Source organism: Achromobacter marplatensis, from assembly GCF_049060505.1.
Taxonomy (GTDB): Bacteria; Pseudomonadota; Gammaproteobacteria; order Burkholderiales; family Burkholderiaceae_B; genus Achromobacter; species Achromobacter marplatensis_A.
On sequence record NZ_JBMGRB010000011.1, the window covers coordinates 103538 to 128980 of the forward strand.

The following is a 25443-nucleotide window of genomic DNA, read 5'->3' on the forward strand; positions in this document are numbered from 1 at the left end:
GGGGCGACCCTCTTTTACAAGGGCCGCCCCGGCATCCTACATCAAGTGCACGTAGCGGGCTTGCGCCGCGTGCCCTCTTTCAGTGCTTCAGTCCTTCAACAATGACGCGTGCAGATCCTGCAACGGATACACCTGCAGGCCAAGGCCTTGGCGCAGGTACTGCATGCCCTCGACCGCGGCGCGGGCGCCGGCGATGGTGGTGAAGAACGTTACGCGGGCCGCCAACGATTGAGTACGGATGGTGCGCGAATCGACGATGGCGTTGCGACGCTCTTCGACCGTGTTGATGACCAGCGCGATTTCGCCGTTCTTCACCATGTCGACGATATGCGGACGGCCTTCGGTGACCTTGTTGACCACTTGCACCGGAATGCCGGCGGCTTCGATCTCGGCGGCCGTGCCGCGCGTGGCAACCAGCTTGAAGCCCAGGGCATGCAGGCCGCGCGCCACTTCCACGGCGCGGGGCTTGTCCTGGTTCTTCACGCTGATGAACACCGTGCCGGATTCCGGCAGACGCACGCCAGCGGCCAGTTGCGACTTCACGAAGGCTTCGCCGAAGCTCATGCCCACGCCCATCACTTCGCCCGTCGACTTCATTTCCGGACCCAGGATGGTGTCTACGCCCGGGAACTTCACGAACGGGAACACCGCTTCCTTGACCGAGAAGTAAGGCGGCACGACTTCCTTCGTGATGCCTTGCGCCGCCAGCGTCTGGCCGGCCATGGCGCGCGCGGCGATCTTAGCCAGTTGCAGGCCGGTGGCCTTGGACACGTAAGGCACCGTGCGCGATGCGCGCGGGTTCACTTCCAGCACGTAGACGTCGCCGCCCTGGATGGCGAACTGCACGTTCATCAGGCCGCTGACGTTCAAGGCCTTGGCCATCATCGTGGTCTGGCGCTTGATCTCGGCGATGACTTCCGCCGACAGCGAGTACGGCGGCAGGCTGCAAGCCGAATCGCCCGAGTGCACGCCGGCCTGCTCGATGTGTTCCATGACGCCGCCGATGAAGACGGTTTCGCCATCGGCCAGGCAGTCCACGTCGACTTCGGTGGCGTTGTTCAGGAAGCGGTCCAGCAGCACGGGCGAGTCATTGCTGACCTTCACGGCCTCGCGCATGTAGCGTTCAAGGTCTTGCTGCTCGTGCACGATTTCCATCGCGCGGCCGCCCAGCACGTAGCTGGGGCGGACCACCAGCGGGTAGCCGATTTCGGTGGCGTGGGCCAGGGCCTCGCCTTCGGTGCGCGCGGTGCGGTTGGGCGGCTGGCGCAGGCCAAGCTTGTTCAACAGCTTCTGGAAACGCTCGCGGTCTTCGGCAACGTCGATGGATTCCGGGCTGGTGCCGATGATCGGCACGCCGTTGGCTTCCAGGGCGCGCGCGAGCTTCAACGGGGTTTGGCCGCCGTACTGCACGATCATGCCGACCGGGTTTTCCTTGTGGACGATTTCCAGCACGTCTTCCAGGGTCAGCGGTTCGAAGTACAGGCGGTCCGACGTGTCGTAGTCGGTGGACACGGTTTCCGGGTTGCAGTTGACCATGATGGTCTCGTACCCGTCTTCGCGCAGCGCCAGGGCGGCGTGCACGCAGCAGTAGTCGAACTCGATGCCCTGGCCGATACGGTTCGGGCCGCCGCCCAGCACCACGATCTTCTTGCGATCGGTGGGCGCGGCTTCGCACTCTTCCTCGTATGTGGAGTACATGTAGGCGGTGCGGGTGGCGAATTCGGCGGCGCAGGTGTCGACGCGCTTGTAGACCGGGCGCACGTTCAGCTGGTGACGCAGCTTGCGGACTTCGGATTCAGCCGAATCCAGCAGGAAAGCCAGGCGGCGGTCGGAGAAACCGCGGCGCTTCAGTTCCCACAGGGTGGCGTAGTCCAGATCGGCCAGCGTCTTTTGTTCCAGCGCCAATTCGATGTCGACGATTTCTTTGATCTGCGACAGGAACCACGGGTCGATGTGCGTGATGTTGTGCACTTCGTCCAGCGTGAAGCCTTGCGCGAAAGCGTCGCCCACGTACCAGATGCGCTCCGGACCGGGTTCGCCCAGCTCGACTTGCAGCTTTTCGCGGTCGGTGGTTTTCTGGTTCAGGCCGTCGACGCCCACTTCCAGGCCACGCAGCGCCTTCTGGAACGATTCCTGGAAGGTGCGGCCGATGGCCATGACTTCACCGACGGACTTCATCTGGGTGGTCAGGCGCGCGTCGGCGGTGGGGAATTTCTCGAACGCGAAACGCGGCACCTTGGTGACGACGTAGTCGATAGACGGTTCGAACGAGGCCGGCGTGGCGCCGCCCGTGATTTCGTTCTTGAGCTCGTCCAGCGTGTAGCCCACGGCCAGGCGCGCGGCGACCTTGGCAATGGGGAAGCCGGTGGCCTTGGAAGCCAGCGCCGACGAACGCGACACGCGCGGGTTCATCTCGATGACGATCATGCGGCCGTCGCGCGGGTTGACCGCGAACTGCACGTTCGAACCGCCCGTGTCCACGCCGATCTCGCGCAATACCGCGATCGATGCGTTACGCATGATCTGGTATTCCTTGTCGGTCAGCGTCTGGGCGGGCGCCACGGTGATCGAGTCGCCGGTGTGCACGCCCATCGGGTCCAGGTTTTCGATCGAGCAGACGATGATGCAGTTGTCCGCCTTGTCGCGGACCACTTCCATCTCGAATTCCTTCCAGCCCAGCAGCGACTCTTCGATCAGCAGTTCGCTGGTCGGCGAGGCTTCCAGGCCGCGGCGGCAGATGGTTTCGAATTCTTCGGCGTTGTAGGCAATGCCGCCGCCCGAACCGCCCATCGTGAAGCTGGGACGAATCACCGCCGGGAAGCCCGAGGTGCCGACTTCAGCCGCGATGCGGCGCTGCACTTCCCAGGCTTCGTCCATGCTGTGGGCAACGCCCGACTTGGCCGATTCCAGCCCGATGTCGGTCATGGCCTGCTTGAACTTCTGGCGGTCTTCGGCCTTTTCGATGGCGTGTTCGTTGGCGCCGATCAGTTCCACGTTGTGCTTTGCCAGCACGCCGTGGTGAGCCAAGTCCAGCGCGCAGTTCAGCGCGGTCTGGCCGCCCATGGTCGGCAGCAGCGCATCGGGCTTTTCACGCTCGATGATCTTTTCAACGGCTTGCCAGGTGATGGGCTCGATGTAGGTGACGTCGGCCGTTTCCGGGTCCGTCATGATCGTGGCCGGGTTGCTGTTCACCAGGATGGTGCGGTAACCCTCGGCCTTGAGCGCCTTGCACGCCTGCGCGCCGGAATAGTCGAATTCGCAGGCCTGCCCGATGATGATGGGGCCGGCGCCGATGATGAGTATGCTTTTTAGGTCTGTACGCTTGGGCATGATGCAATCTTTACTTTTGGCCGGACATCAGGGCGATGAACTTGTCGAACAGTTCAAGGATGTCGTGCGGACCCGGGCTGGCTTCGGGGTGACCCTGGAAGCAGAAGGCCGGGCGGTCGGTGAGCTCGAAGCCCTGCAACGTGCCGTCGAACAGCGACACGTGCGTCACGCGCGCATTGGCCGGCAGGCTGGCCGCGTCGACCGCGAAGCCGTGGTTCTGGCTCGTGATGAACACGCGCTTGGACTGGAGGTCCTGCACGGGATGGTTCGCGCCGTGGTGGCCGGTCTTCATCTTGAGCGTCTTGCCGCCGACGGCCAGGCCCATGATCTGATGGCCCAGGCAGATGCCGAACACCGGCAGCTTCTTGTCCAGGAACGTGCGCGTGGCGGCGATGGCGTAGTCGCAAGGCTCGGGGTCGCCGGGGCCGTTGGACAGGAACACGCCGTCGGGATTCAGCTTCAGGACGTCTTCGGCGCTGGTTTGCGCCGGCACCAGCGTCAGGCGGCAGCCACGGTCGGCCAACAGGCGCAGGATGTTGCTCTTGATGCCGAAGTCGTAAGCGACGACGTGGAACTTGGACTGGTCGGGCTTGGAGAAGCCTTGGCCCAGTTGCCAGGTGCCGTCGGTCCATTCGCTGCTGGTCTTGACCGAGACGACCTTGGCCAGATCCTGGCCGGCCATGCCGGCAAAGCCGCGGGCCAGTTCAACGGCGCGCTCGGTGTCGGTGCCAACGAAGATGCAAGCGCCCTGGGCGCCTTTTTCACGCAGGATGCGCGTGAGCTTGCGGGTGTCGATGCCGGAAATGGCGACGATGCCTTGCGCGGCCAGATAGTCGGGCAAGGATTGCGTGGAACGGAAGTTCGACACGCGGGCGGGACAGTCGCGGACCACCAATCCGGCGGCATAGACGCGATTGGCTTCGACGTCTTCGGCATTGACGCCGGTGTTGCCAATGTGCGGATAGGTCAGCGTGACGATCTGACCGCTATAGCTGGGATCGGTGAGAATTTCCTGGTACCCGGTCATCGCGGTGTTGAACACCACTTCGGCAACGGTATGGCCAGGCGCACCGATCGACACGCCTCGAAAAATGGTACCGTCCGCCAGAGCCAGAATTGCAGGAGGGAAGCGGTTGATCCCCTCGGGAAAAAGTTGCGGCAGCACAGTAAACCCCGGTTTTAGAATCGATAATCAAACCTTCGGATTATACCTTGACCCGGCGCTTTTCCCGGAGAACCGCGCCAAATAAGGCCGGTATCGGTGATTTCCCCCCTTTTCGAGCCGCCGCGCCGCGTTCTGGGGCCCGGACCGTTTGGCGGACAGCAAGGCGCCAGCGGCAGTGATACGCTAGGAACACCTTCAACCCTTGCCGTCGTGAGCCGTATTTGTCCATGTCCAGCCAACTTGACGCCCTGCGCAATCACACCACCGTTGTCGCCGACACCGGGGATTTCGAAGCGATGAAGGCGTTGCGTCCCACGGACGCCACCACTAATCCGTCCCTTATTCTTAAAGCCGTTCAGCAGGATGCCTACCGCCCGCTGCTGGAAAAAACAGCGCGAGACCATGGCGGCGCCTCGACGCCCGACCTCGTCGACCGCCTGCTGGTCGCTTTTGGCCGCGCCATCCTGAACATCGTGCCGGGCCGCGTCTCGACCGAAGTCGACGCCCGCCTGTCATTCGACACCCGCGCCACCATTGAGCGCGCCCGCGGCCTGATCGCCCTGTACGAAGCCGCCGGCGTGCCGCGCGAACGCGTGCTGATCAAGATTGCTTCCACCTGGGAAGGCATTCAGGCGGCCCGCGCGCTACAAGCCGAAGGCGTGCGCTGCAACCTGACTTTGTTGTTTTCGCTGCCCCAGGCCGTGGCCTGCGCCGATGCAAACGTGCAACTGATCTCGCCTTTCGTCGGCCGGATCTACGACTGGCACAAGAAGAACGCCGGCGCGTCCTGGGTGGAAGCCGACAACGCCGGCGCGCGCGATCCCGGCGTGCTGTCGGTCAGCCGCATCTACCGCTATTACAAGCAGCATGGCATCGCCACCGAGATCATGGGCGCAAGTTTCCGCAACGCGGGACAGATCCTGGCGCTGTCGGGCTGCGACCTGCTGACGATCAGCCCCGACCTGCTGAACCAGCTGGCCGGCACCGAAGGCGACGCCCCCGCGCAATTGCGCGCCGACGACACGGGCGAACCCATCGCACGTATCGGCTCGGACGAGATCAGCTTCCGCACGCTGCTCAACGACGACGCCATGGCGACCGAAAAGCTGTCCGAAGGCATTCGCCTGTTCGTGGCCGACGCGGTCAAGCTGGACGCGTTGATCGACGCGCAACGGCGCTAAAGCTGCTCGCAAGACCGGCGCGCGCCCAGGCGACGCGCGCCCGCTTCCCGGCGGCTTAGCGGTGGTCGTGCGAATGCACCTGTAGCGCTTCCAGGAAGCGCGACACCATGTTGTACGCCGCCACCGTCGCGGTCAGTTCGACGATGAGCTTATCGGAGCCCATCGCCGCCCGCGCCGCCAGGAACACGGCTTCCGGCACCTGCACCTGGCGAGTCATCGCGTCGGTATAGGCCAGCACCGCCTTTTCGCGCTGGCTGAACAGCGCCGAAGTTTCCCAGGCATCCAACGCGTCCAGCTGTGCTTGCGATACCCCCTCTTTCAGCGCGATCGGCGCGTGTTGGTCGGCCTCGTAAGGGGCGCCGTTGATCGCCGCCACCCGCATGATCACCAGTTCACGCAGGTCGCCCGGCAGCGTGCTTAGCTGGCGGATAGACGTCAGGTAGTTCAACCAGCCACCCGCGACCGCCGGGCTATGCAGCAGCATCTGGTACAGGTGCAGGACGCTGCCGCGCTCGGCGACGATGCGATCGACCAGGGGCCGGGCGTCGGGATGAGTCAGATCGGCGTAGGGAAGACGGGCCATGGGAACTCCATATTGGTGACAGGGCTGCAAATGCACACATTCGCACAATATATTTGACATAATGACAGCACAATGCGCGTCTCCGGTATATACCCGGAACGAATGCGCCCCCATCCGTTCCGCCCGTCACGCTTGCGTTAGCGCCATGGCAATGGCGCCCGGGACACACCCGCCCCTTGATGCCTGGAGGTACCCTTTTGAACGACGTGCGCGCGATTCGCGTCCTGCTGGTTGACGATAACGAAATGGGCTCGGAGCTGCTGGCCGAGTTCCTGGCGCTTTCCGGGTTGGAAACGCGGTGCGCCGCCACCGGCGAAGCCGCGCTGGCGCTGGCCGACAGTTTCGCCCCCGAGGCCGTGTTGGTCGACATCCTGCTGCCCGACATGGACGGCTATGAACTCGCCGCCAAGTTGCGCGCGCGCGGCAAACCGGCCCGTATTTATGCCTTGAGCGGACTGGCGCGCCAGGAACGGCGCGACGACGCGCCAGACATGTTCAACGGCTGGATCGAAAAACCCGCCGACCCCGACGCGTTGCTGGCCATCTTGCGCCAGGCGCACTAAACATGACGCTTCCCCTGTCCGCCCCCCTCCAAGCGCTGGCCGCCCATGGCGTGCGGCTGAAAGTGCTGGCGCAGGTTTTCCCGGTGCTGCGCCACGAGGTGGTGGGCCCGCTGTCCAACGCCACGCTGGCGGCCGCGATGCTGCGCCAGACGCCCGAAGGCGCCAGCCCCGACGCCTTGCAACAGCGCTGCCAGCGTCTGGCAGGCGACTTGACGGGCATGCTTGAAGACAGCGTCGCCGTCGTGCGCGACCTGGACCAATGGTTGGCGGATCAAGGCGCGATGGCGCCGGCCGATGCCTTGCTGCGGGAATGCCGCAAACTGATGTTTTCGCACTTGCTGCTGTCTCGTCGCAGCGTCACTTGGTCCGAAACGGTCGCTTCCGTCCAATTGCCGACGTTCGCGTCGCGCTATTTGCTGCTGGCATGGCTGCTTTGCCTGCTGCCGGCGCTTCCCGCCGACTCTGATCTTGCGCTGGATTTTTCCCAGGCGGATGTCTGGCATGCCCGGTTTTCCGCCGCGCCGGATTTTTCCGATGTGCAACCCACGACTTTCGACCCGCAGGAAGTCGAACTGCTGGCGGACGCGTCAGGCTGGCGCCTGGTACGCCAGGCGGATTGCTGGTCGCTGCATTTGCCGGCGCCCGCTACCGACGAATAAGCGCACTGGCGGCGACGGCTAGCCAGCCGCCGTCGGCCGCCCACGCGACAGGATTACAGCTTTTCGGTCTCGCCCGATTTGGGCTGCCACTTCATCAGGCGCTTTTCACCGACGCCGACGATGTAGTCGAGCACCAGCGCGAATGCCGTCAATACGACGATGCCCGCGAACACCGTGTTCACGTCGAACGTACCTTCCGCCTGCAGGATCAGGTAGCCCACGCCGCTTGCCGACCCCAGGTATTCCCCGACCACGGCGCCCACGAAGGCAAGACCCACCGACGTATGCAGGCTGGAAAACACCCAGCTGGTAGCCGACGGCAGATAGACGTGGCGCAGCAATTGGCGCTTGCGTGCGCCCAACATGCGCGCGTTGTCCAGCAAGGTTGGGCTGACTTCGCGCACGCCCTGGTAGACGTTGAAGAACACGATGAAGAACACCAGCGTGACCGCCAGCGCCACCTTGGACCAGATACCCAACCCGAACCACATCCCGAAGATCGGCGCCAGGATGACGCGCGGCATCGAGTTGGCGGCCTTGATGTAGGGGTCGAGGATGGCGCTTGCGCGCGGCGACAGCCCCAGCCATAAACCGAAGCCCAGGCCGGCGATGGTGCCGATGAAAAACGCCAGCACGGTTTCGGTCAGGGTCACCCACAGGTGCGTGTAGATGTCCGCGTTGGTAATGAACCAGGCCCAGATGCGGCCCCAGACCTTCAGCGGCTCGCCGAAGAAGAACGCGACTTTGGGATCTCGCGATGCGAAATGCCAGGCACCCAAGATGACGACCAATAGCAGCAGTTGCCAAAAGCGCAGGCTGGCGGAACCGGATTTGAATGACTTCGACATACCTCAGGCTCGCTTCTGTTGGGCATAGCCCTTGAGCACTTCTTCGCGCAGCACGGCCCAGATGGCCGTATGCAGCTCGACGAAACGCGGATGGGCGCGCACCTCGGCAACGTCGCGCGGGCGCGGCAGATCGATGACGAATTCACCGATCGGATGCGTGCCCGGCCCGGCCGACAGCACGATCACGCGGTCGCTCATCGCGATGGCTTCGTCCAGGTCGTGCGTGATGAACAGCACGGCGCGGCGCTTGGCCATCCACAGCTCCAGCACCTCGTTTTCCATCAGCTGGCGCGTCTGGATGTCCAAGGCCGAGAATGGCTCATCCATCAGGATGATGTCGGGATCGCGGATCAGCGTCTGGGCCAGCATCGCGCGCTTGCGCATGCCGCCCGACATCTGGTGCGGATAGCGGCTCTCAAAGCCGCCCAGCCCCACGCGGCGCATCCACTCCCGGCCGCGCTCCAGCGCTTCCGGACGCGGCACGCCGGCGAAGTCCAGCCCGGCGACCACGTTATCCAGGGCGCTGCGCCACGGCAAGAGGGCTTCGCCCTGGAACATGTAGCCCGCGCGCGCGTTGACGCCCGACAGCGGTTGGCCGAAGACCTTTACCTGGCCCGACGACGGCGCCAGCAAGCCGGCGCCGACGTTGAGCAAGGTGGATTTCCCGCAACCGGTCGGCCCCACCACCGACACGAACTCGCCGGGCGCGATGGCCAGGGTCGTGTCGCTGACGGCGGTGTAGCGCTGTGACCGGTCATCACGCGAGACAAAGGTACAACTGATATTTTCCAGCGATAGTGCAGCTTCAGCCATTGGCGTACTTCTCGTTGGCGCGGCGCGCGAAATCGTTGGTCCAGACCTTGGAGGCGTCGATCTTCCCGCCGTCGAAATCCGCCTGATAGGCGGCCAGCGCCTTCAGCGCGGTGGCCGCGCCGTCTTCGGGGATCATGCCGTTGGGCGACAGGCCTTCCAGACTCTTTGCGATGGCGGCCTTGTAGACCGCGGGATCGCCCAGCAGGTAGGTTTCCGGCACGATCTTGGCGATCTCGTCGGGACCGGCCTTCTGAATCCACTTGTCGGCGCGAACCAGCGCATTGGTCAGGGCCTGCGTCGTGTTCGGGTTGGCGTCGATGAACGCCTGCGGCGCGTACAGGCAGCCGGCCGGCATGTTGCCGCCGAAAATGTCCTGGGTGTCCTTGAGGGTGCGCGTGTCGACAATGATCTGGATATCGCCCGGCATCTGCAGCATCGACACCACGGGGTCGGTATTGGAGATGGCGTCGATCTGGCCACTGCGCAATGCGGTCACGGCGCCTGCGCCGGCGCCCACGCCGATGATGGACACGTCGGATGCCTTCAGGCCGTGCTTGGCCAGGAAGAAGCTGACCACCATGTTGGTGGACGAGCCGGGCGCGGTCACGCCGATCTTCTTGCCTTTGAGGTCGGCCGGGCCCTTGTAGTTGGGCAGGTTCTTCTTGGACACGCCCACGCCGATCATCGGCGCGCGGCCTTGCAGCACGAAGGCGCGGTACGCCTGGCCCTTGGACTGCATGGACAGTGTGTGCTCGAACGCGCCCGAGACGACGTCGGCGCTGCCACCCACGACGGCCTGCAACGCCTTGGAGCCGCCTGCGAAGTCGGCGATGCTGACGTCCAGGCCTTCGTCCTTGAAGTACCCGCGGGCTTCCGCGATGGACAAGGGCAGATAGTAGATCAGGGGCTTGCCGCCCACGGCGATCTGGACCTTGGTCTTTTCAAGCTTCTGCGCGCGCACGATGGCGGGCGCCATGCCCATGACGCCGGCGGCGCCGGCCATCTTGAGCAAGTCACGGCGGGTAACTGACATGTGGTTGTCTCCTAATTGTCGGGTTTACCGATAGCGCCGGTCTTCGCCAGCTCGTCAATAGCCGCTGAATCATACCCTAGCGATTTCAGGACTTCCTCGGTATGTTCCCCTAATGCCGGACCCACCCAGCGCGTCTGGCCAGGGGTCTCGGACAGCTTCGGAACCACCGCAGGCAGCTTGACCGGCGTGCCGTCGGCAAAGTGATGCTGCTCGATCATTTGGCGCGCCAGGAACTGGGGATCGCGGAACATGTCGGCCACGCTGTAGATCTTGCCGACCGGCACATCCGCGCCCTTCAGCACGCCCAGCGCCTCGTCGATGCCGCGGCCGCCGCACCATTGCTGGATGGCGCCGTCGATCTCGTCGACGCGGCGCGCGCGGCCGTCGTTGCGCACCAGATCGGGGTCTTCGGCCAGATCGTCCCGGTCGATGGCGCGCATCAGCCGATGGAAGATCGCGTCGCCGTTGCCGGCGATGACGACGTTCTGGCCGTCGCGCGTGGTGTATGTGTTGGACGGCACGATGCCCGGCAACGCGCCGCCCGTGCGTTCGCGTACCACGCCGGCCACGTCGTATTCGGGAACAAGGCTTTCCATCATGTTGAACACGGCCTCGTACAAGGCCACGTCCACCATCTGCCCCTGCCCGGCCTGGCAGGCGTCGCCCGACTTGCCGTTCCAGCGGCCGCCCGTGGCGTCGCGGTGGCGCAGCGCCATCATCGCGCCGATTACGCCGTGCAGCGCGGCGATGGAATCGCCGATGGAAATGCCGACCCGCAATGGCGGCCGGTCGGGATGGCCCGACACATAGCGCAGCCCGCCCATGGATTCGCCGATGGCGCCAAAGCCTGGCTGGTCTTTCATGGGGCCGGTCTGACCGTAGCCCGACAGCCGCACCATGATCAGCGCGGGATTGATGGCCCGCAGTTGCTCAAAGCCCAGGCCCCATTTCTCCAGCACGCCCGGGCGGTAGTTTTCAACCACCACATCGGCGTCCAGCGCCAGCTTGCGGGCAATTTCCTGAGCGCGAGGGTCTTTCAGATTCAGGGCGATGGATTGTTTGTTGCGTGCCTGCACCGTCCACCAGAGCGAATTGCCCTCATGCAGATGGCGCCAGCTGCGGATGGGGTCTCCGCCGCCAGTGCCGTCAGGCCCATGCGGCGTTTCCACCTTGATGACATCGGCGCCGAATTCGCCGAAGATGCGCGCGGCGAACGGGCCGGCGATGAGCGTGCCGAGTTCCAGGACCTTGAGTCCGGTCAGCGCTGACATGGTTTGTCTTCCTCACGTTTTTTTGCCGCGCCGGTACGTTGCCGGCTGGCTGTTGTGATGCGGCGAGCCTCAGGTGGTCTTGCGCTCCATCAAGGCCCAGGCGATTGTGCCGGCATCCACGTATTCGAGTTCACTGCCGGCCGGCACGCCGCGCGCCAGGCGCGTCACGCGCAATCCGCGTTTGCCCAGTGCTTCACCCAGGAAGTGGGCGGTGGTCTCGCCTTCGGCGGTGAAGTTGGTGGCCAGGATGACTTCCTGCACGTCGCCGTCCGTCGCCCGCTTGATCACGCGGTCGAAGTCCAGCTCGCGCGGGCCGATGCCTTCCAGCGGCGCCACCCGGCCCATCAACACGTAGTACAGGCCACGGTAGCCGTGACTGGACTCGATCATGTTCTGGTCGGCCGGCGTTTCCACGATGCACAGCAGGGAGCGGTCGCGCTTGGGGTTGGCGCAGGTGCCGCAGATCTCTTCTTCAGAAAAGCTGTTGCACCGCGCGCAGTGCTTCAAATCCCGGACTGCGCCGGCCAGCGCCTGCCCCAGCATGTCCGCGCCTTGCGGGTCATGCTGCAGCAGGTGGTACGCCATGCGTCTGGCCGATCGGATGCCCACGCCGGGCAGGCGCCGCAGCGCCTCGATCAGCGACACCAGCGGTTCGGGTTCAGGCAGTAAGGGATCCATTGCGGCCTAGATCGCGCCGATCAGAACGGCAGCTTCATGCCCGGGGGCAGCGGCATGCCGGCGGTCACGCCCGCCATCTTTTCCTGGGACGTGGTTTCAGCCTTGCGCAGCGCGTCGTTGAACGCGGCGGCGACCAGGTCTTCCAACATGTCCTTATCGTCGCCCAGCAGCGACGGATCGATCACGACGCGCTTGACGTCGTGGCGGCAGGTCATGGTGACCTTGACCAGGCCGCCGCCAGAGGCGCCTTCGACCAGGATCTCAGCTAGCGCGTCTTGCGCCTTTTTCATGTTTTCCTGCATTTGCTGCGCCTGGCGCATCAGGCCGGCCAGTTGTCCTTTCATCATGATGGATGTTCCTTGAACGAGGGGAATAAGAGATGGCCGCCGCTTCAGGCGGCGGCCGGGGGATCAACGTGGCGGATGGAGCCGGGGACGACCTGGCCCCCGAAATCGGCCAACAGGGCTTGCACAAAAGGATCGACGGCCACGGCGTCTTCGGCGGCCTGCTGGCGCGCGGCGCGTTCGGCCTGCGCCACGGCATGCGCCGTGGCGTCGCCCGTGACGCCGACTTCCACATCCAGCCGGATGCTCTGGCCAAAATGTTCGCACAAGACGGTTTGCAGGCGAACCCGGCTTTCGCTTTCAGCCAGCGTCCTGACGGCGACGCGCAGGACGATCGCGTCGCCTTGCACGCCGGCCCATTCGCTTTGGCGCGCCAGTTCCGCCGCCAGGCCCGTGACGGGCAAGCTAGCGGCCAGCTCGGGCCAGCCGGTAGGCGTCATGTCGGCCATGCGGGCGCGCGATTGGCGTTTGCGGGCAGGCGCCGGGCCTTCGCGCCGTGCTGCCACGGCGGGTGCCGGGGCGGCCGACGGCGCGCTTGCAAGGGTTTCGAATTCGTCATCGTCCGGATCGGACGTGAAGCCGCCATCCGGGACAAAACCGCCTTCGGCTTCGAAGGGGATTTCTTCGTCGACCCAGGAAGGCGGGCCGCCATCGGATTCGGCTGGCGCGTTGGCCAGCACGGCCGCGACGGCGGGGGTGACGGCCAACGCCGCCGAACCCGTTGCCTTGGCAGCGGTAGCGGCTTCGGGCGCCGCCGGCGCGTCAGCCGGCAGGTCTTCCCAGGGCGGCACGTTTTCGCTGGCGGCGGCTTGAGGCGCCGAGACGGATTCGGGTTCGGGTTCTGCCGCCCGATTGACGGCCGTCGGCGCGGGAGCCTGCGCCACGGACGGGGCCGCCACCGGAGCAGCGGCTTCGGCCGGCGCGGCAAGCGCTACCGGCTCAGATGCCACGGCTGGCGCGGCAACGGCGGCTGGCGCGGTGGCGATGGGGGCGGACGGGGCTGCGGCGGGCGGAGTTGCGGCGGGCGCGGGTGCCGCGGCGGATGCGGATGCGGCAACCGCCACGGGCGCGGCCACGGCGGCCGGGGTTGCGGCCGGGGTTGCGGCCGGGGTTGCGGCCGGGGTTGCGGCCGGGGTTGCGGCCAGGGTTGCAGCCGGCTCGGCGACGGCAACGGCGGGTTCCGCCGTTTGTCGGGCGGGCGTGGCAGGCGCGTCCAATGCGGTTTGCGGACCGGCGTCGCCGTTCAATGCCAGCATGCGCAGGCAGGCCATGATGAAGCCTGCGTACTCGTCGGGCGCCAGTGTCAATTCGCTGCGGCTATGCACCGCCACCGAATAGAACAACTGCACCGCATCCGGATGCAGGCTCAGCGCCAGGCGCGCGATGTCGGCAGCCAGCGGGTCTTCGGCGGGCGTGACGCCAGTGACCCGTTGTTCGATCGCCACCCGGGACAGCAGCACGGCCAGATCGGCCAGCGCGCCGGCGTAGGACAGCCCGCGGATCGCCAGCTCGTCGGCAACCGCCAACACACTCTTGGCATCGCCGGCGGACAAGGCGTCCAGCAGGCGCACCAGGTGGCGTTGATCGATCGTACCGAGCATGCCGCGCACGGCGTCCTCGGTCATGTTGCCCGCGCTATAGGCGATGGCCTGGTCGGTCAGGGACAGCGCGTCGCGCATGGAACCCTGGGCGGCCTGGCCGATCAGGCGCAATGCCGGCACTTCGAAAGCGACTTCTTCCTGGCCCAGCACGGCCTGCAAATGCCCGACGATGGAGTCGGCCGGCATCTGCTTCAGGTTGAACTGGAGACAGCGCGACAGCACCGTCACCGGAATCTTCTGCGGATCGGTGGTGGCCAGGATGAATTTGACGTGAGGCGGCGGCTCTTCCAGCGTCTTCAACATGGCGTTGAAGGCATGGCCCGTCAGCATGTGCACTTCGTCGATCATGTAGACCTTGAAGCGCCCGGCGCCCGGCGAATACACCGCCTGCTCCAGCAGCTGCGTCATTTCCTCGACGCCCCGGTTCGACGCCGCGTCCAGCTCCAGGTAGTCGACAAAGCGCCCGGCATCGATTTCCGTGCACGCGCGGCAAACGCCGCACGGCTTGGACGTGATGCCGGTTTCACAGTTGAGCGATTTGGCCAGGATCCGGGACAGGGTGGTCTTGCCCACGCCCCGCGTGCCGGTGAACAGCCAGGCATGATGCAGGCGTTGGGTGTCGAGCGCATGAGTCAATGCGCGCACCACGTGATCCTGTCCCACGAGGGTATCGAACGATCGCGGCCGCCACTTGCGGGCCAGTACCAGATAAGTCATGGCTGGATTGTAGAGCCTGTTTCGCGTGCTGGCTGAAATGCAAAGGGGACGGGCTTATTCCCGTGGAACGAATCCCTGGAAAATAACCCCGTCCCCCTTGAAAGCAATCGGGCGCCGGGTTGAATCACTGCTGTGAATCACTACCCATTGACACTACCCGTTGCTTTGAAGAATCCGGTTGGCGAGCCTTACTCCGGCACTGACCCTAAACGACTATGGCTGCTTCGTTCCCGACCTGACCAGGTTCACCGTCGAACCATGCGGAGGGGCCCGCCAACCGGAATTCTAGCAGAGCTGCGCTTCGCTTGCTTGCAGCCTTCCGGTTGGCGGGCCCCTGAGGGGCGGTATGTTGCCCCCTCCCCGGCCCTCCCCCCGAGGGGGAGGGGGAGATGGCTTTGCTTCGCTTGCCATTTTTGGCTCGCTTCGCTTTGCCTTGTTGGCTTGCTTCGCCCGCCTTGTTGGCTTGCTTCGTTCGCCTTGTTGGCTTCTTTGATTGGTTGGTTTTGGGCGGCCCTTCGCTTTGCGTTGCGGCTCAGCCTGTCGCTTTTTCTGTCGCCCCTTGCCTTTCATTACGGATGCCTGGTGGCGACCCTTCGCTTTGCGTCTTTGAACGGAGCGGTGGCGGTGAATCGTAGGATGGGTGGAGCGCGCGGTGGGCTTTCTTGCGGCGCCGGCCGGCAGCGCGCGCAACCCATCAGGCATGCGCCCCTTGGCCGCTTTAGCCTTGGGACGCCATGCCGGGATGGCGGTCTGCCGGCGTCGGGCGCACGCCGACTGCCATTCGGACGGCTGCTACAGGTCGATCCAGGCCTTCGCTCTTGGGAAATAGAGGGCGGCTCTGGCTGTGCGGCCGTCCAGGGCGGTGACCTGGGTGCAGTAGCGCAGCAGTTGTTCGCCGTGGCGTTGACGCATGCGGGTGGCGAAGGCGGCGGGGGGTTCGCCGGGGTGGGGTCGGCCGGTTTTGTAGTCGACGATCAGCCAGCCGTCCTCGGTGCTGAGCGCCAAGTCGATGACGGAAACTTTGCCGGCGGCGTCTATCAGCGGCCACTCCCGGCGGGCGCCGGACTGGGATAGCAGCCACAAGCCGCGTTCGTCCGCCAGCGTGGCTTGCAGCGTTTCCAGCACGGCTTCGGCGGCGGCGTCGGCTTGGCTGGCGGGGATGCCGGCTCTTGTCAGTTGGCGGCGCATCGCGGGGAGACGGTCCGCCAAGGCTGCGGACGGCCACGCATGTACGCCATCCTGGCCGATGCGGGCCAGCCAGGCATGCGCCAGGGTGCCGATGGCGGCGTCGTAGCCGGCTTCCAGTTGCCAGGCGGGATGTTCGCTGCCGTCGCCCCAAGCTCCGCGGGCCGCCGCGCCGAAGCCGGGGCTGACCGTGATGTCGGACAAGCGCGCCAATTGCGCCAGGCCCTCGCTGGCCACCCGCCGCAAAGGTTCGCCCTGCCATTCCGGGCCGTCGACGGCCTCGGGTTCGGACTCACCCTGCGTGGATGGCGGGACCGGCGTTTCCAGGCACGGCCACAAGCGGCCCAGCAGGCTGGCCGAGGGGGGCGCTTTGACTTGGCCCGTGGCCTCGTCCAGCGACACGTGTCCCACCAGATGCAGGCGCTTGCGCGCCCGCGTGACGGCGACGTACAGCAGGCGGTCGATTTCATAGGAAGCGCGACGCGCCTCGCGCGCGCCCAGATAGCGCGACACAGGGTCTGCCTCGGTTTCCGCGCGCGGTTTGACCGGCCCGAACAGCACGCGGCCGCCGCTTTGCTCGAACCGCACCAGGGGTGCCTGGTCGCCGCGCGGAGCGCGGTGCAAGCCGTACAGGATGACGGTTTCGAACTGCAAGCCCTTGGACTTGTGCATGGTCATGATTTCGACCGCGCCATCGTCTTCGTCCGCCGCGTCGGGCGAGGCGAACAGGCGCGAGATGCCGGCGTCCAGCGCGGCGGGGTCGATGCCGCCGTGCGGCGCCAGACGCTCGACCAACTGGAACAGGCTTTCCGCGTCGTTGGCCACGGACAGGCCGGCATACAGCGCCGGGCCGCCCAGGCGGCGCCACAACGATTCCACCCAGGCCGCGAACGGCATCGCGCCCGACTCATTGCGCTTGTCCAGCAAGATGGCCGCCACCTGGCGTAGCCGCGCGAATTCGTCGGCGCTGAGCAGCGCCTGGGCCGATGGCGATTCAGTCGGGGGCGGTGCGGCGTCGAACAAGGAGCCTTGCGGCGCCGTATCAGCCACGCTGGGCAGCGTGGGCCGCGCAATGCGTAGCGCACGCTCCAGCAGCACCGGCACCGGAGTGACATGATCGTCGCCGAACAGGCGCTGCAAGGACGTCAAGGTCAGACCACAATACGGCGCGCGCAGCACCGACAGCCACGCCAGCCGGTCGCCCGGGTGCGACAGCGCGCGGACGAGCTGCACCAGGTCGGCTACCACCGGACGCAGCGCCAGCGGCACCAGGTCGACGGCGCGGCAGCGGATGCCCTCTTGCGCCAGCCGGCGCGTCAAGTTGCCCAAGTGGCTGCGGGCGCGCACCAGCACCGCGACCGGATGCTTGGCGCCCTTGTGGTCGACCAATGCCTGGCGCACCAGCCCCACCGCGATGTCTTCGGCCAGCGCTTCGGCCTGCGTCGCGCCGGCGCGCGACCAGACAGGATGAAAGCGCACGGCAGGCTCGGGCAACGCGTCGTGGAAGGCGGTGGACGGGCTGTACGCGATGGCGCCCGCGGCGGCGTCGCTGCGCTTGGGCAGCAACGACACGAACGACCGGTTTACCCAATCGACGATGCCCGCCTGCGAGCGGAAGTTGTCGGTCAGGTTCAAAAAATCGGGGCGCAGTTCGCCCACGCCGATGTCCGCCACTTCCAGGAACAACCCCACTTCGGCCTTGCGGAAACGATAGATGGACTGCATCGGATCGCCCACCAGGAACAGGGTGCGTCCGTCACCCTGTTGCCAGCCCGAGGTCAGCGTGCTCAGCAGGTCCAGCTGCGTCTGGCTGGTGTCCTGGAATTCGTCGATCAGCAAATGGCGGATGGACGCATCCAGCTTCAGCAGCAATTCGCCTGGGTCGTCGGCGCTGCCCAGCGCCGAGGCGGCGCGTTGCGCGATCTCGATGAAATCCACCTCGCCCGTCTCGGCGAAACGCAGGCGCAACTGCGCCACCGCCAGCGCCAGGGTCATCAGCTGGGCGCCCAGCACTTCCCATTGCGCATCGGTGAAGCGCGGCGCCGGGATATCGCGCACGGCATTCAGCCGGCGCACCCAAGGGGCTTGGGCGTCGGCCGCTTCCAGCCACGCCACGAAGGGTTCCTTGTGCGCGCATTTGGCCGGAAAACCCAGGTTTTTGTTGACCGTCTTGCGCAAGCTGCCGGTGCCGGTCAGCAGCAGGTGCGCCACCGCGCGCCACTGGTCCAGCGCCTCGGCATCCGGCGGCAGTTCTTCCGCCCAGTCCAGCAGCGGCAGCAGCTTGTTGTCGTCATCGCCGTCCTGCAGATGGGTCGCGGCCAGCCGGGCCGGGCCGCACAGCGCGTCGGCCCAGCCATACGGCATGGCTTCGCAGAGCGCGTCCAGGTCTTCGCCGATGGCCTCGGCCAGCATGGCCTCCATGCCCGCGCGGTCGGACCCGTGGCGCAGCAGCGGCAACCATTGGTCGCGCTGGCCCAGCATGTCGGCAATGGCGTCCTTGGCCGCCTGCACGTCCACGTCCAGATGCTGCAGCAGGACGCGCACGGCGTCGTATTCGTCGGCCAGGTCCAGCGTGGCACGCGCCGCCGCTTCGTAGTTGGCGCGCGCGTCATCGGTGATGTCGGGCATGCCTCCCAGCTCGGACAGCCATGGCATGCTGCGCACCAGCCCCGCGCAGAACGAGTCAATGGTGCGGATGGCCAGGCGCGCGGGATGGTCCAGCAGATGCCACCCCTGCTCTTCATTGCGCGCCAGCGCGGCGCGGGCCAGTTCCCAGCTGCGGCGTTCGTGCATGGCCTCGGGCGGGCCGTCCAGCCCGCGCCGCAGTTTGCTCAGCACGCGCGCGTGCATTTCCGAGGCTGCCTTGCGCGTGAAGGTGATAGCCACGATTTCTTCCGGGCGGTTCACCGTGGCCAGCAAGGCCAGGATGCGGTCGGTCAGCAGTTCGGTCTTGCCGGACCCCGCCGGGGCCTGCACCAGAAACGAACGGGTCGGGTCCAGCGCGTCGGTGCGCGCAGCGTGATCCTGCGGTAGGCGTTCTTGTTCAGCCATGGCTCATGCGTCCTCGTCGTCCAGATGCAAACGCAGGAACGGCAGTGCATCGCAGTATTTCAAATCATCCCGCCGGTAGGCCACATTGGTGGCCACCCCAGCGACGTACTCGTCGGCCAGCGCCTCGATCGCCACGCGCCAGCGCTGCCGGATCTCGGGCCACGACAGGCCGTCGAAGTACTTGCTGTCTTCGGCAAGCGTGACGCCGGGCACGCCCAGATCTTCGTCGGCCAAGCCTTGCGCGGCGACCTGGCGTGCGTGGATTTGCGCCAGCACCAGACCGGCCACCTCGCCGCCCGCGGCATCCGCCAGCACCGATGCGTAGAACGGCAGTTGCACGTTTACCGGCCGGCTGCGCGACCAGTCGGGTTCGGGCTTGGCGGCAGCCACGCCGGTCTTGTAGTCAACGATGACATTGCGGCCGTCAGCCAGGCTGTCGATACGGTCCAGCCGCAGTTTCAGGTTCAGCGCTCCGCGCTGCCACTGGTGGTTTTTTTCGACTTGCGCAACGGCGAACGGCAGCCGCTGCGCCTCCATGTCGAGCCACGCGGCCAGCACCGCCCGGGCACGCTGGCACTCCAGCGCTTTCAGCGCGGGCGCGTAGTCCTTGAGTTCTTCGTCGGCAGCCTGGGCCACAGCCTGCTCCAGCAGCGCGGTAAGCCGGCCCGTGGCCAGGACCTCGTGCAGGGCCTCCTGGTCGGGCATCATGCCCCACACCAGTTCCAGCGCCTTGTGCAAGAACTGGCCGCGCACGTTCACCGTAGCCATGTCGGCGTAAGGCGCCAGCTCGCGTCCGCCCAACCGGTGGCGCACGAACGCCCACAGCGGATTGCGCGCCTGCGTGTCCAGCACGTCCAGGCCGCCGCCGCCGCGGTTTCCCGCCGCCAACGGCGGGCCCTGATTGTCGTCCAGCGATTCCTGGGGCAACACTGTCACCGCATCGGCCTCGGCGGGCATCCAGTCCGTTAGCGCGGCGGCGGCGATCAGCGGCGACGGGCGCAGTTCGCGCTCGCCATCCATATGGGCATGGCTGACGATGAGTTCAGGCGCGCAGCGGCACAGCGCGGCATACATGCCTTCGGCCCATTCGCGCTCGCGCTCGGGCGTGGCGCGCGGCGCTTTCGCCTGGCGCAACACGGCCAATGGCAACAGCGGATTGGGCTTTGGCGACGCAGGCAGCACATCGTCGGTCAAACCCAGCATCCAGACGCCATCCCAATAACCGCCTTCGGCTTCCAGCAGGCCCAGCACGTCCAGGCGCGCCAGCGGATCGCGTTGCGGCTGGAACGACGCCGACCGCGCCACGCTTTGCAGCAGATTGACGGCCGCCACGCCGCCCAGACGGCCAGCGGCCGGCGCCAACGCCGAGAAACTGCCTAGCGCATCGCCCAGCGCACCCATGACTTGATAGTCGACACTGTCCAGCGCGGCTTCGCCGGGGAAGCCCAACGCCGTCAACGCGGCTTTCATGCGCAGCATCCAGACATCGCAGGTGGCTTGGCGGCCGCCCTGGGTCCAGATCTCCATCGCTTGATTCCAGGCTTGCGCCAAGACCGGCGTATCGGCCAACAGCTTCTTCCAATCCTGCGGGCCGACATGCCGCACAGCCTGCCGGCGCCAGCGCGCGTCGATCGCGGCCAGGCGCGCGCCGTCGCGCACGTCGCCCGCGCAATGGCCGGCCAACAAGGCGGCGCCCAGTACCTCCACGCCGCAGCCCTTGCCGGCGGCGCATTCGGCCAGCGCGCGCAACCAGGCCAGCGCCGCGCGCGCCATCGGCCATTCATTCAACGGCCGGCCCACCGCCACGTTGAATGCATAGGCCGGCGCGCCGTCCCGGCCCGCCAATGCCTGGCTCAACACGCGCCGCGCGAAGGGGGATTCGGCTTCCAGTTGCGGCGACACGATCGCATAGCGCCCGTGCGGATTCGCCTTCAGGCGAGCCGCCGCCCATGCCGCCGCGGCGCGCCATTCCGCCCCTTGGTCCGCGGCTTCGAACCGCCGCGCCACGGTTTCTATCCGTTGCGCATCGCGCCACTGCCCGACCCGCGTGCCCTGCGCTTCGAAGGCAAGGAGCAAGCGACGAAAACGCGGTGATACGTCGGTGAAGCCGGCAAGCACCAGTTGGGCGGGCGTCGCCAGCCGGCCTTCCTCCAGGGCGCGCAGCACGCGCGCATAGCCCTGGTTTGCGTCCTCGGCGTCAATGGCAGCCAGCGTTTCGCGATAGCGCGCACGCCACCGGGCAAAGCCTCGGTATTCGTCGGTGTCTGCCCCTGACGGCACATGCAGATCCCATTCGTCCATCAGCAGATCGGCGTCCATGGACAGCCGCGCGGCCTGGCTGGCATCCAGCAGCACGCGTTCGGCCTCTTCCACGCGGATGGCTTCGGTCCATACCAGTTGCGTGGCGAAACTGTCTAGCCGATAAGCGGGCACGTCGTCGTCCGCCTCGAAGGCCAACTCGTTAGCGGACTCCGCCAACCAGGCCGACAACGGCACGATGCGCGGCAGCTCGCTGACCTGGCGCTCCTGGCGCAGCAGGCCGGCCAATTCGAGCGTCAAGCGACGCGACAACCGGTTGTTCACGGTCAACACCAGCGTGCCGGCAGCGGGCATGACGCCGATGTCCGGTAGCGCTAGATCAGGATAGGAAAGCGATGCGTCCTGCATGGGCACCTACAAAGCGCGTGCCGGAACGGCAGGCGCGGGTGACGAAAAAAACGACGGAGGAAACTCCGTCGTAGGATACCGCGAGCCGAGCGGCCAGACGCGTCTAAAAACCGCAGAGGGCTGCCAGGTTTTCCCAGTGGATCTGCATCTCGGGCGTGGTGTAGCCCCAGAATGCCAGGCCCAGCACGGCGGCCAGCGCCAGCACGCCCACGGCGCGCCAGGCCCGATGACGGCGGACGGCGGGAGGATCTACCGAGGTCATGGGCGGGTCTCCGGAAAGTGGGTTCAAGGCTGGCGGGTTCGAAACGCCGGCATCATGCCGACGCAGGGCGCGGCGCCGCCGGCGTCACGGGTTGTTCGCGCACCGGCAGGCAAAGCAGCGCCGCCACCACGGCCAGGATCACGCCCAGCCACCAGACCATATCGTAATTGCCGGTCTTGGCGTAGGCATAACCGCCCAGCCAGACGCCGATGAAGCTGCCCAGCTGGTGCCCCAGGAAGACGATGCCGGACAGGGTGGCCGCATAGCGCAGCCCGTAGATCTGCCCGATCAACCCTTGCGTGAGCGGCACGGTGCCCAGCCAGAACAGGCCCATCCACGCCGCGAAGGCGTAAAGCACCCATGCGGACAAGGGCATGGCCAGCAGCAGCAAGATGCCGAAGGCGCGCATGAAGTACACCACCGCCAGCAGGCGCTTCTTGCTGTATTTGCCGCCCAGCTTGCCCGCATAGAACGAGCCCAACACGTTGAACAGGCCGATCAGCGCCACCGCGGTCGCGCCCTGCCCTGCCGTCAGGCCGCCGTCGGTCACGTAGGCCGGCAGGTGCAGCGTGATGAAGGCCGTATGGAAGCCGCAGACGAAGTAGCTCCAGAACAGGAAGTGGAAGGAAGGATGGCGTACCGCCTGCCGCACCGCCGCCGCCAGCGACTGCTGCGGCCCGGTTTGCGCTTGCGGACGGCCACGCAAAAAATAGGCCAGCGGCGCGGCGCAGGCCACGAACAGCGATAGCACCCACAACGCGCCGGACCAATCCATACCGGTGATCAACGCTTGCCCGGTGGGCACCACGGCAAACTGGCCAAGCGAGCCCCCGGCGCTGGCAATGCCCATCGCCGTGCTTCGGTACGCCGGCGGCACGGCGCGCGCCACGACCGGCAGGATCACCGGAAAGGTGGTGCCCGCCTGGCCCAGCCCGACCAGCACGCCGGCGGTCAGGTATAGCGTGGCCTCGTCGGTGGCGAAGCGCGTGCCGATCATGCCCAGCATGTACAGCACCGCGCCCAGCGCGATGGTGCGCCCCGAGCCATAGCGATCGGCCAGGATGCCCATGAAAATGCACGCCACGCCCCACACCAGGTTCTGTAGGGCGAAGGCCATCGAAAACACCTCGCGGCCCCAGCCGTGCGCCAGGCCCATCGGCTGCATGAACAGGCCAAAAGTTGCGCGCACGCCCATGGCAAGCAGCACCACCAAAGTGCCCAGGATGATGGTGCGGGTGGAAATCGTATCGGTTTGACTAGACATGAAACCCGTGTCTCGTTGTTGTATGGGTTTGCGTCCCCTCCTCGGGACGACCCGCACATCATATACAAGTCCCCCGGGGCGCATCGGTAATAGCCATGCTGCCGCGTCGCGTTTTGTCCCGGACGGATCCGCTAGCAAGCCGCCGAATCCTCGCATCGAAATATAGTTGATATTATCAACTAATTAATCGAAAATGGGCTTTTCCCCACGGCAGGTAGGCCATGATTCTGCAAACTCCGCTGACCCGATTGCTGGGCACGCGCTATCCGATCATCCAGGGCGGCATGAGCTGGGCATCGTCCAACGCAGCGCTAGCGCTGGCCGTATCCCGCGCGGGCGGATTGGGCGTTATCGCCGCCGGCCCGATGTATCCCGATGCCCTGCTTGCCGCGGTGCGCGAGGTGCGCCAAGGCACGGACGCGCCGTTCGCCGTCAATATCCCGCTGTACAACAAGCGCGCCCAAGAACACATGGACATCGCCATCGCGGAAGGCGTGCCGGTGATCATCGCGTCGCAGGGCGGGCCGCAAAAGCACATCGGCCGCGCGCGAGACGCCGGCATCAAATGGCTGCAAGTGGTGGCAAGCCCGCTGCATGCAAAGAAAGCGCAGGCCGCGGGCGTGGACGCCGTCATCGCCGTGGGCCTGGAAGCGGGCGGGCACCCGGGGCCGGACGAAATCGGTTTGCAGGTGCTGGTGCGCGCCACGGTGCGCCGCGTATCGTTGCCCGTGGTGGCCGCGGGCGGCATCGCCGACGGCGCGGGCATCGCCGCCGCGCTGTGCCTGGGCGCGGCGGGCGCGCAATTGGGCACCCGCTTTTTGCTGACGCCGGAAGCCGGCGTGCATGCCGACTACAAGGCCGCCGTGCTGGCCGCCGGCGTGGCCGACACCACGCTGATCGGCCGCGGACGGTCGCCGGTGCGGATGCTGCGCAATGCCTTCGCCCGCCAGTATCTGGCATCTGAACGCGGCAGCGACGACGCCGCGCTGGACGCGCTATTCGCCGTCAGTTCGCTAAAGCAAGCCGCGCATGAGGGCGACGTCGAAGGCGGCAAGGTCGAAGCCGGCCAAAGCGCCGGATTGATCGACAGCCTGCAACCCGCAGGCGAACTGGTGCGGCAACTGGTGGACGAGACGCGGGAAGCGCTGGCGCGCGCCGCGGCGCTGGCCGGCTGAGAACGAGAAAGCCGCCCCAAGGGCGGCTTCGACGGCGGACACGCCGGCCGTGACGGCTACTTTTTCATCAGGCCGGCGGACTGCACCAGTTGCTTCATGGCAAGCTGGTCTTTTTCCACGAACGCCGTGGCTTCGGCCGGGGTCATGTTCCACAAGTCCACACCCTGGGCCTGCATCAGCTTGCCGTATTCGGTGTCCGCGTTCACGCGGCCCATTGCCTCGTTCAGCCGTTGCAGCACGTCGGCCGGCGTCCCCTTGGGCGCCGCCAGGCTGTACCACGACGCGGACTCGGCGCCCGCCACGCCCGACTCGGCCAACGTCGGCACGTCCGGCAATAGCGGCGAACGCTTGCCGTTGGCGTAGGCCAGCGCTTTCAGCCTTCCGCTGCGAATAAAGGGCAGGCTGGCCGCCAGATTCAGCACGGCGATATCCACCTGGCCGCCCACCAGGTCATTGATGGCCGGCGCCGCGCCGCTATACGGGATATGCACGATGTTTACGCCAGCCCGCTCGCGGAACAGCTCGGCGCCCAGGTGCGGCGAACTGCCCGGCCCGGCCGAGGCGTAATTGATCTTGCCGGGCTCCTTGCGCGCCAGCGCGACCAGATCGGCCACGCTGGCGGCATTCAGCGTCGGGCGTGCCACCAGCATATTCGGCTGATTGGCCACGATGGACACGAAGGCGAAATCCTTGATGCCGTCGTAGGGCGTGCGCTGCATCAGCGGCGTCACCACATGCGCGGCCGACGTGCCCAGCAGCAAGGTATAGCCGTCGGGCTTGGCCCGCGCCACGAAGTTCGCCCCGATCGCCGCCCCGCCGCCCGCCTTGTTCTCCACGATCACGGGCTTGCCCAGCTGCTTTTCCAGTTCACGCGCCAGCGCGCGGCCCAGCACATCGGCGGGGCCGCCTGCGGCATAGGGATTGACCAGCGTGATGGGCTGGGACGGATAGGGATCGGCGGCGGCCGCGGCCGTGCAGAACGCGCTGGCGGCCAGCCCGCACAACAGGCGCTTGGGGGTAAGCAGACGCTTAAGGGTCATCATGGGTTTGTCT

Annotated in this window: 19 protein-coding genes and 1 other RNA gene; 4 read left to right on the forward strand and 16 right to left on the reverse strand. The window is 66.3% G+C overall.

The genetic code is table 11. The annotated features are described in order from the left end of the window. Positions 1 to 87: 87 nt before the first annotated feature. Both carB and carA read right to left on the reverse strand, forming a co-directional pair. The gene (gene carB, locus ACI0FO_RS24790; RefSeq protein ID WP_105559878.1) at positions 88 to 3330 is read right to left on the reverse strand and encodes a carbamoyl-phosphate synthase large subunit; all 3243 of its coding nucleotides are present in this window, start codon (positions 3328 to 3330) and stop codon (positions 88 to 90) included. A 10-nt stretch (positions 3331 to 3340) separates the two neighbouring features. Then, on the reverse strand, positions 3341 to 4495 hold the full coding sequence (carA, locus tag ACI0FO_RS24795) for a glutamine-hydrolyzing carbamoyl-phosphate synthase small subunit (protein WP_310030804.1): 1155 nt from the start codon (positions 4493 to 4495) through the stop codon (positions 3341 to 3343). Between the two features lie 227 nt (positions 4496 to 4722). On the opposite strand from carA, the gene tal reads away from it, so the two are divergent. Then, positions 4723 to 5676 (forward strand): transaldolase, encoded by a 954-nt coding sequence (gene tal, locus ACI0FO_RS24800; protein WP_416031121.1) that lies wholly within the window; start codon positions 4723 to 4725, stop codon positions 5674 to 5676. 55 nt (positions 5677 to 5731) lie between these two features. On the opposite strand, the gene ACI0FO_RS24805 is transcribed toward tal, so the two are convergent. Continuing rightward, positions 5732 to 6259: a carboxymuconolactone decarboxylase family protein gene (locus tag ACI0FO_RS24805; RefSeq protein ID WP_416031123.1), complete on the reverse strand. Its 528-nt coding sequence runs from the start codon at positions 6257 to 6259 to the stop codon at positions 5732 to 5734. 206 nt (positions 6260 to 6465) lie between these two features. Between ACI0FO_RS24805 and ACI0FO_RS24810 the strand changes: the two genes are divergently transcribed. Both ACI0FO_RS24810 and ACI0FO_RS24815 read left to right on the forward strand, forming a co-directional pair. Next, entirely contained in the window at positions 6466 to 6822 is a 357-nt protein-coding gene (locus ACI0FO_RS24810) for a response regulator (RefSeq protein ID WP_416031329.1), read from the forward strand. 2 nt (positions 6823 to 6824) lie between these two features. Further along, positions 6825 to 7481, forward strand: a complete 657-nt coding sequence (locus tag ACI0FO_RS24815) for a hypothetical protein (protein ID WP_416031125.1) — start codon at positions 6825 to 6827, stop codon at positions 7479 to 7481. 53 nt (positions 7482 to 7534) lie between these two features. Here the strand turns inward: ACI0FO_RS24815 and ACI0FO_RS24820 are convergent, their stop codons facing one another. The 12 genes from ACI0FO_RS24820 to ACI0FO_RS24875 form a co-directional block, all read right to left on the reverse strand. Further along, positions 7535 to 8329: an ABC transporter permease gene (locus ACI0FO_RS24820; RefSeq protein ID WP_416031127.1), complete on the reverse strand. Its 795-nt coding sequence runs from the start codon at positions 8327 to 8329 to the stop codon at positions 7535 to 7537. Positions 8330 to 8332: 3 nt separating this feature from the next. Next, positions 8333 to 9142: an ABC transporter ATP-binding protein gene (locus ACI0FO_RS24825; protein WP_416031129.1), complete on the reverse strand. Its 810-nt coding sequence runs from the start codon at positions 9140 to 9142 to the stop codon at positions 8333 to 8335. Further along, positions 9135 to 10175 carry an ABC transporter substrate-binding protein gene (locus ACI0FO_RS24830; RefSeq protein WP_105559871.1) on the reverse strand — a complete coding sequence of 347 codons (1041 nt, stop codon included), beginning with the start codon at positions 10173 to 10175 and terminating at the stop codon, positions 9135 to 9137. The genes ACI0FO_RS24825 and ACI0FO_RS24830 overlap by 8 nt, the downstream gene beginning before the upstream one ends. Positions 10176 to 10186: 11 nt before the next feature. Then, complete coding sequence (locus ACI0FO_RS24835) at positions 10187 to 11446, reverse strand: CaiB/BaiF CoA transferase family protein (protein WP_416031132.1); 1260 nt, start codon at positions 11444 to 11446, stop codon at positions 10187 to 10189. Between the two features lie 69 nt (positions 11447 to 11515). Continuing rightward, entirely contained in the window at positions 11516 to 12124 is a 609-nt protein-coding gene (gene recR, locus ACI0FO_RS24840; RefSeq protein ID WP_416031134.1) for a recombination mediator RecR, read from the reverse strand. Between the two features lie 20 nt (positions 12125 to 12144). Then, complete coding sequence (locus tag ACI0FO_RS24845; protein ID WP_006221090.1) at positions 12145 to 12471, reverse strand: YbaB/EbfC family nucleoid-associated protein; 327 nt, start codon at positions 12469 to 12471, stop codon at positions 12145 to 12147. 44 nt (positions 12472 to 12515) lie between these two features. After that, positions 12516 to 14786, reverse strand: coding sequence for a DNA polymerase III subunit gamma/tau (locus ACI0FO_RS24850; protein WP_416031136.1), 2271 nt, complete (start codon positions 14784 to 14786; stop codon positions 12516 to 12518). Between the two features lie 177 nt (positions 14787 to 14963). Beyond that, an RNA gene (gene ffs, locus ACI0FO_RS24855) (signal recognition particle sRNA small type) lies at positions 14964 to 15061 on the reverse strand. A 517-nt stretch (positions 15062 to 15578) separates the two neighbouring features. Beyond that, positions 15579 to 19022 carry a UvrD-helicase domain-containing protein gene (locus ACI0FO_RS24860; protein ID WP_416031138.1) on the reverse strand — a complete coding sequence of 1148 codons (3444 nt, stop codon included), beginning with the start codon at positions 19020 to 19022 and terminating at the stop codon, positions 15579 to 15581. A gap of 3 nt (positions 19023 to 19025) precedes the next feature. Next, entirely contained in the window at positions 19026 to 21689 is a 2664-nt protein-coding gene (locus tag ACI0FO_RS24865; RefSeq protein ID WP_416031140.1) for a PD-(D/E)XK nuclease family protein, read from the reverse strand. A gap of 103 nt (positions 21690 to 21792) precedes the next feature. Beyond that, positions 21793 to 21951: a hypothetical protein gene (locus ACI0FO_RS24870; protein WP_199196901.1), complete on the reverse strand. Its 159-nt coding sequence runs from the start codon at positions 21949 to 21951 to the stop codon at positions 21793 to 21795. Positions 21952 to 22003: 52 nt separating this feature from the next. Continuing rightward, the gene (locus tag ACI0FO_RS24875; RefSeq protein WP_416031142.1) at positions 22004 to 23215 is read right to left on the reverse strand and encodes an MFS transporter; all 1212 of its coding nucleotides are present in this window, start codon (positions 23213 to 23215) and stop codon (positions 22004 to 22006) included. A 221-nt stretch (positions 23216 to 23436) separates the two neighbouring features. On the opposite strand from ACI0FO_RS24875, the gene ACI0FO_RS24880 reads away from it, so the two are divergent. Further along, positions 23437 to 24390 carry an NAD(P)H-dependent flavin oxidoreductase gene (locus ACI0FO_RS24880; RefSeq protein ID WP_416031144.1) on the forward strand — a complete coding sequence of 318 codons (954 nt, stop codon included), beginning with the start codon at positions 23437 to 23439 and terminating at the stop codon, positions 24388 to 24390. 56 nt (positions 24391 to 24446) lie between these two features. Here the strand turns inward: ACI0FO_RS24880 and ACI0FO_RS24885 are convergent, their stop codons facing one another. Continuing rightward, positions 24447 to 25433 (reverse strand): tripartite tricarboxylate transporter substrate binding protein, encoded by a 987-nt coding sequence (locus ACI0FO_RS24885; protein ID WP_416031146.1) that lies wholly within the window; start codon positions 25431 to 25433, stop codon positions 24447 to 24449. Positions 25434 to 25443 lie beyond the last annotated feature (10 nt).